A 6,625-nucleotide genomic window follows, 5' to 3' on the forward strand; every position below is an offset into this window, starting at 1 on the left:
AGACAGCCACCGCCTTCCCCCGAAGCGTCTGCTCGTCGAGCGACCCCTCCCCCGTGATCACCACATCGGCCCGTTCAAGAGCGTCCGCGAAGCCGACGACATCGAGCAGCACCTCGATCCCGGGCCGGAAGACGGCCCCGAGGCCGACGAGCGCGCCGTAGCCGACACCGCCGGCGGCACCGGCGCCCGGGGCGGAGGCCCGGGAAGGGTCCAGAACCCGCGCGAGGCGCCCGAGAGCGCCGTCCAGCAAGGCCACATCCCCCGGAGAGGCCCCCTTCTGCGGCCCGTACACCGCCGCCGCCCCCGACGGACCGGTCAGCGGATTGTCGACGTCGCACGCGAGGACGACGTCCGTCCGCGCCAGCCGCCCGTCCAGCCCGGACAGATCCGCTCGCGCGAGAGCGGCGAGCGCGCCGCCCCCTGGCCCGAGCGGCCGCCCCGCCCCGTCGAGGAACCGCGCGCCCAGCGCGGCGAGCATGCCCGTCCCGCCGTCGGTGGTGGCGCTGCCGCCGACGCCGAGGACGATCCGCCGGGCGCCCGCGTCCAGGGCGGCCCGCAGCAGCTCTCCGGTGCCGTACGTGGTGGCGGTCAGGGGCGCCTGCCGCCCGGGCGGTACGTGCCGGAGGCCGGACGCCTCCGCCATCTCGACGACGGCGGTGTCGCCGGCCAGCGCCCACGCCGCCTCGACGGGCTCCCCGAGCGGCCCGGTCACCCGGGCCGTCCGCCGGACGAATCCGGCGTGCCGCGCCGCGACGACCGCGTCCACCGTGCCGTCGCCGCCGTCGGCGACGGGCAGCGCCGTCACGTCGAGGCCGGGGGCGGCCCGGCGCAGCCCGGCCGTGAGGTGGGCGGCGACCTCGACGGCCGTCAGCGAGCCCTTGAACTTGTCCGCGGCGATGAGCACATGTGCGTCGGTCATCCGCAAGCCCTTCCGTCCGGGTCCAGGTGTCGTCCGGTGCCGCGCCGCGCCGCGCCCGCGCACCCTATCCGGCGGTCGGGGCGGTGCCCATCCCCCGGGCGGCGTGCCAGCCGGGGGAATGCCCCCCAATCCGGCCATAGTGGGGCGTCATGAGCACCGAGACCACCGACGCGTCCCCTTCGTCACGGGACCGGGACGACCGCCCGGACCTCCCCCTGGTCGCCGTCGGCGCCGTCGCCGTCCTGGCGGTGGTCGCCTGGGCGGCGCTCGGCAAACGCTCCTTCGACCGGGTGTCCACCACCGCCCTCGGGTGGGTGCTGTCCAACTTCGCGTGGCTGTTCGTCATCGCGGCCGACGCGTTCCTCGTGCTGTGCGTGGTCATCGCGCTCAGCCGGTTCGGGCGGATCCGGCTCGGCGCGGACGGCGACCGGCCGGAGTTCGGGAACCTGGCGTGGATCGCGATGATGTTCAGCGCCGGCATGGGCATCGGCCTGATGTTCTACGGCGTCGGCGAGCCGCTCCAGCACTTCGTCGCGCCCCCGCCGGGCAGCGGCGTCGCGGCGAACTCGCCGGCCGCCGCCCGGACGGCGCTGGAGTACTCGTTCTTCCACTGGACGCTGCACCCCTGGGCCATCTACGGCATGGCCGGGCTGGCCCTCGCCTACGCCGGGTTCCGCAAGGGCCGCGGCAACCGGCTGAGCTCCGTCTTCGTCCCGCTGCTGGGCGAGGAGCGGGCGGACGGCTGGCCGGGCCGGATCATCGACCTGCTGGCGGTCTTCGCGACGGTCTTCGGCACCGCCACCAGCCTGGGGCTGGGCGCCCTCCAGGTGGCCAAGGGCCTGAACATCACCACCGGGATCAAGGACTCGACGTCCGTCGAGCTCGTCGTCATCGGCGCCCTCTCCGCCGCGTTCGTCCTCTCCGCCTTCTCCGGCCTGCACAAGGGCGTCAAGTGGCTGAGCACGCTCAACATCGCGCTGGCCGCCTGCCTGATGCTGTTCGTCTTCCTCCTGGGCCCCACCGTCTTCGTCCTCAACACCGTCCCCGCCGCCACCGGCGCCTACCTGCACGACCTCGTCACCCTCGCCACCCGGACGGGCGCCTTCACCGACTCCGCGTGGCTGGGCGCCTGGACGGTCTTCTACTGGGCGTGGTGGCTCTCCTGGGCGCCGTTCGTCGGCACGTTCATCGCCCGTATCTCGCACGGCCGGACGATCCGCGAGTTCCTCATCGGTGTCCTGCTCGTGCCCAGCGGCGCGACGATCGTCTGGTTCTGCGTCATGGGCGGCAGCGCCCTGCGGCTGGACATGACGGGCGCCGCCGACATGGCCGGGACGGTCGCGCAGGGCGCGGAGGCGTCGCTGTTCGCCCTGCTCGACACGCTGCCGCTGGCCACCCTCGTCTCGTGGATCGCGATGCTGCTGGTGATGACGTACTTCATCACCAGCGCCGACTCGGCCTCGCTGGTGATGGGCTCCCTCACCAGCCGCGGCGCCCTGCACCCGCGGAACTGGCTGGTGGTCACGTGGGGGGTGCTGATGGCCGCCGTGGCGGCGGTGCTGCTGGTGGCGGGCGGGCTGAAGTCGCTGCAGTCCGCGACGATCCTCGTCGCCCTGCCGTTCGTCCTGGTGATGCTGGCGCTGTGCTGGTCGCTGCTGACCGAGCTGCGCACGGACCCGGGCGCGGGCCCCGCCCGCCACCACGCGCTGCACGGGCTGCGGGACGCCCTGCGCACGATGGTCGGCGAGGCGATGACCGAGCAGGGGCCGGTCCGCCATCCCCGGCTGCGGCGGGTCGCCGACAGCGCCCGGGAACGCGGCGACGGGGAGGACGGCCCGTCGTCCTGACGGGCCTCCTCCCCCATACGGGACGGGTCACGGGCTCGGCGTTTCTCCGAGCCCGCGGCCGCGGTGATCGCCGGGCGGCGCGGCTGCCGCGTCGCCCGCCCGGTGCCGGTCAGGCGCGCCGGACGTGGAAGTAGTCGGTCTTGTCGTTCCAGTTGCCGCCACCCGGGTAGCCGAGCCGCTTGAAGTTGGGGTAGGCGCCCGCCTTGCTGATGCTTCCGGCGTCGAGCCTCCTGACGCGGTCCGCCACGGGCCAGGAGCGCGAGTCGATGATCTCCGCGTCGCCGTAGTTGAGCGGCCAGGTCCTGACCCGGTAGTACACGGAGCTCAGCTTGTCGCCCATGCCCCAGTTCGAGAGCTTCTTCTTGCCGCTCTCGGAGAAGCGGAGGATCTTGCCCTTGTAGTCGGCGTGCTGGTACAGGCACCAGTAGTCGGTGACGCACCGGCTCGGCATCCTGAACGTCGCGTCGGGGGAGGCGTCGGCCTGACGCGACGCCGCGCGGGTCGCGGCCGGGAGGGCGGGGTCGGTCAGCGCCTCCTCGTCCGTGTCGTAGCAGTGGACCTTCCCGCCGGGGAGCTCGGTGCAGCTGGTCGCGCCCTCCCAGGACACGGCGAGGTTGATCTTGCGGCCCTTGTAGTCGGCTATGACCGGGCCGCCGGACTCCGTTCCGGGGCTCCCGTCCGGCGGCACCTTCGACGGGTCGCCGGGCTTGCCCGTCGGCTCGTCGGTGGGCTCCGTCGACGGCTCCTCGGACGGCTCGTCCGTCGGGTCGTCCGTCCCTTCCCCGGGCGGTTCCTCGGACGGCGGCTGCGTGGCGGTGGCCGTCGGCGCGGGGGCGGGGTCGTCGGCGTGCACCACCGCGCCGCTGGTGAGCAGCAGCGCCGTGGTCGACGTGCTGACGACGAGGAGGGAGAGAAGTCGTGTGCGTATCAAGGAGGTTCTCCGGAGTGTGGTGTCGTGGGGTGTGCGACCGCGCGACCGACCCTGGCGACCGTGCGACGGCGCGTCGATGCGATCGCCTATGGTGCTGCGCGGAGAACTTGCCGGGCTTGTGGTCCCAGTGTGAATTTGTTGCTGCTGTGAATCGAGTGCTTTAAGGGGACTGGCCTGAAGTCGCCCGCCACCCGGAATGCGGCTTTCCATGGCCGTCGCGTGAGCGGGGTGATGTGCGGCCGGCGCGGCGATGGCGAAACGGAACGGCCGGGAGCCGGATCCGCTCGTGAGAATGGCCGGTTCACCCTGCCCATGAGGCCGTTTCGACGCCGTCCGACGCCTCCCGTCGCCGCCCCGCGCGGCGACCGGTGACGAAGCGTCCGGTATCCGCCCGCGGACCTAGGTCCCCGGCGTCTCCTACCCGCGCGTTAGCATCGGCGGCGTGCCGTCCGGGCGCCGTCGGTTCCGTCCGGGGGATGCCCCGGGGGCACAACCGCCGTCCCGGCGCACACCGTTGCGCGTCGTTGCCCGCGCCGGGGCGGCGGCTTCCCGGCGGGGCCGGGTGACGCACGACGAGGCGGGACGCCGGGGGCAGGGTGCCGAAGGCGTCGAGGACGTAAGGGACGGGGAGGAAGCGGTCATGGGACGCAGCCGTACGGAAGAGGTCGAGGACCTGATGGGCCGCTTCCCCGGGGTGCCGCGGGAAGCCGTCATCAAGGAGGACCTGCTGCGCGGCGGCGTGGCCTTCGACGAGTCCGCGCTCACCGGGGAGGAAGGCGGCGACGTCAAACCGAAGTCGTACTTCATCTTCTCCTTCGACCACCGCACCCTCCCCGAGCTCGGTGCCGCCGCCCTGCGCCGCCCGCCGGAGGAGATCGTGCTCACCGGCGGCCCCTACGGGCTCCGGCGCACGGTCGTCTCGGTGCGGGTCAACCCGCAGTCCCCCTACCGGGTCGGCGCCACCCCCGACGGGGCGCTCGGCCTGATGCTGGACGGCCGGCACATCGCCGACGTGGGCCTGCCCCCGATGCCGGACTACTACCGGCACACGCTGGCCAACGGCAAGTCCGTGATGGAGGTCGCCCCGACCATCCAGTGGGGCTACCTGATCTACCTGACGGTCTTCCGGGTCTGCCAGTACTTCGGCGCCAAGGAGGAGTGCCAGTACTGCGACATCAACCACAACTGGCGCCAGCACAAGGCGGCCGGCCGCCCGTACACGGGCGTGAAGTCGGTCGAGGAGGTGCTGGAGGCGCTGGAGATCATCGACAAGCACGACACGGCCGGCGCCTCCCGCGCGTACACCCTCACCGGCGGCTCCATCACCTCGCGGGTGGACGGGCTCACCGAGGCCGACTTCTACGGCCGTTACGCGCAGGCGATCGAGGAGCGCTTCCCCGGCCGCTGGACGGGGAAGGTCGTCGCCCAGGCCCTGCCGAAGGCGGACGTCCAGCGGTTCCACGACTACGGGATCCGCATCTATCACCCCAACTACGAAGTGTGGGACCGGCGGTTGTTCGAGCTCTACTGCCCGGGCAAGGAGCGCTACGTCGGCCGGGACGAGTGGCACCGCCGCATCCTGGACTCGGCCGAGGTCTTCGGCCCCCGGAACGTCATCCCCAACTTCGTGGCGGGCGTGGAGATGGCCGCCCCGGCCGGGTTCACCACGGTCGACGAGGCCGTCGCCTCCACGGCGGAGGGGCTGCGGTTCTTCATGTCCCGCGGCATCACCCCGCGGTTCACCACCTGGTGCCCCGAGCCCACGACGCCGCTCGGCCGCGCCAACCCGGAGGGCGCGCCGCTGGAGTACCACATCCGGCTGCTGCAGACCTACCGCGCGACGATGGACGAGTTCGGCCTCACGTCCCCGCCCGGCTACGGCCCGGCGGGTCCGGGGCGGGCGGTGTTCTCGGTGAGTTCGTTCATGGACAGCCTGCCGGCGGACGACTCCGGCCCGTCCGGCGATTGAGGACAAGCGGCGAAGCCGCTTTCGGGGGTGGGGGGGGTCCCCCCCCCAAGAAACGGTGAAATGGGGGTGCCCCCTCTGGGGGAGGGACCGGGGCACCAACCCCACGGGCGCGCACAGCGCGCCCGGCAATTTCCGTTCGCCCCGCGCCACCCCGCTGCGTACCCTCACCCCATGGCGAAGAACCCCCTGGTGGCGATCCTCACCGGAGCAGGCGTCTCCACGGACTCGGGCATCCCCGACTACCGAGGACCCAACGGCCTCTGGCGCCGCGACCCGGAAGCGGAAAAGCTCGTCACCTACGGGTACTACATGAACGACCCGGAGATCCGCCGCCGCTCCTGGCTGATGCGCCGCGACGCGCCCACGTTGCGGGCCCGCCCGAACGCGGCGCACGAGGCGATCGTGCGCCTGGAGCGCTCCGGGACGCCGGTCCGGGTCATCACCCAGAACGTGGACGGGCTGCACCAGGCGGCCGGCCTGCCCGAGCGCAAGGTGCTCGAACTGCACGGCTCCGCCCGCTCGGTGGTGTGCACGGAGTGCGGGGCGCGGTCGGCGATGGAGGCCGCGCTGGAGCGCGTCGCGGCGGGCGACCCCGACCCGGCGTGCGAAGCGTGCGGCGGCATCCTGAAGTCGGCGACCGTGATGTTCGGGCAGCCGCTGGACCCCGCCGTCCTCGGTGACGCGCTGACGGTGGCCAAGGCGTGCGACGTCTTCCTCGCGGTCGGCACCAGTCTGACGGTCAACCCGGCGGCGGCGCTCGCGGGGGTGGCGGCCGACCACGGCGCCCGCCTGATCATCGTCAACGCGGAGCCGACGCCGTACGACGAGCGGGCGGACGAGGTGATCCGGGAGCCGATCGGGACGGCGCTGCCGGCGCTGCTGCGGCGCTGGGAGGACGGCGCGGCCACCTGAGGCCGACGGGAGGGGAGGGTTTCCCCGGCGGGCGGGGGGCCGGGAGG

Annotated in this window: 5 protein-coding genes; 3 read left to right on the top strand and 2 right to left on the bottom strand. The window is 73.2% G+C overall.

Translation table 11 applies throughout. From position 1 onward, the window contains the following. A partial coding sequence (locus ACSNOK_RS29165) for a glycerate kinase (protein WP_436783791.1) occupies positions 1 to 919 on the bottom strand: 919 nt, incomplete at its 3' end. 149 nt (positions 920 to 1,068) lie between these two features. Here ACSNOK_RS29165 and ACSNOK_RS29170 point away from each other — a divergent pair. Continuing rightward, on the top strand, positions 1,069 to 2,766 hold the full coding sequence (locus ACSNOK_RS29170; protein WP_436783792.1) for a BCCT family transporter: 1,698 nt from the start codon (positions 1,069 to 1,071) through the stop codon (positions 2,764 to 2,766). A gap of 109 nt (positions 2,767 to 2,875) precedes the next feature. On the opposite strand, the gene ACSNOK_RS29175 is transcribed toward ACSNOK_RS29170, so the two are convergent. Beyond that, positions 2,876 to 3,697 (bottom strand): peptidase inhibitor family I36 protein, encoded by an 822-nt coding sequence (locus ACSNOK_RS29175; RefSeq protein ID WP_436783793.1) that lies wholly within the window; start codon positions 3,695 to 3,697, stop codon positions 2,876 to 2,878. A gap of 640 nt (positions 3,698 to 4,337) precedes the next feature. Between ACSNOK_RS29175 and ACSNOK_RS29180 the strand changes: the two genes are divergently transcribed. Together ACSNOK_RS29180 and ACSNOK_RS29185 are read left to right on the top strand one after the other, a co-directional pair. Further along, positions 4,338 to 5,666: a radical SAM protein gene (locus ACSNOK_RS29180; RefSeq protein ID WP_436783794.1), complete on the top strand. Its 1,329-nt coding sequence runs from the start codon at positions 4,338 to 4,340 to the stop codon at positions 5,664 to 5,666. Positions 5,667 to 5,837: 171 nt separating this feature from the next. Continuing rightward, on the top strand, positions 5,838 to 6,578 hold the full coding sequence (locus ACSNOK_RS29185; protein ID WP_436783795.1) for an SIR2 family NAD-dependent protein deacylase: 741 nt from the start codon (positions 5,838 to 5,840) through the stop codon (positions 6,576 to 6,578). Positions 6,579 to 6,625 lie beyond the last annotated feature (47 nt).

The sequence above is a fragment of the Streptomyces sp. URMC 126 genome, assembly GCF_051386555.1.
Taxonomy (GTDB): Bacteria; Actinomycetota; Actinomycetes; order Streptomycetales; family Streptomycetaceae; genus Streptomyces.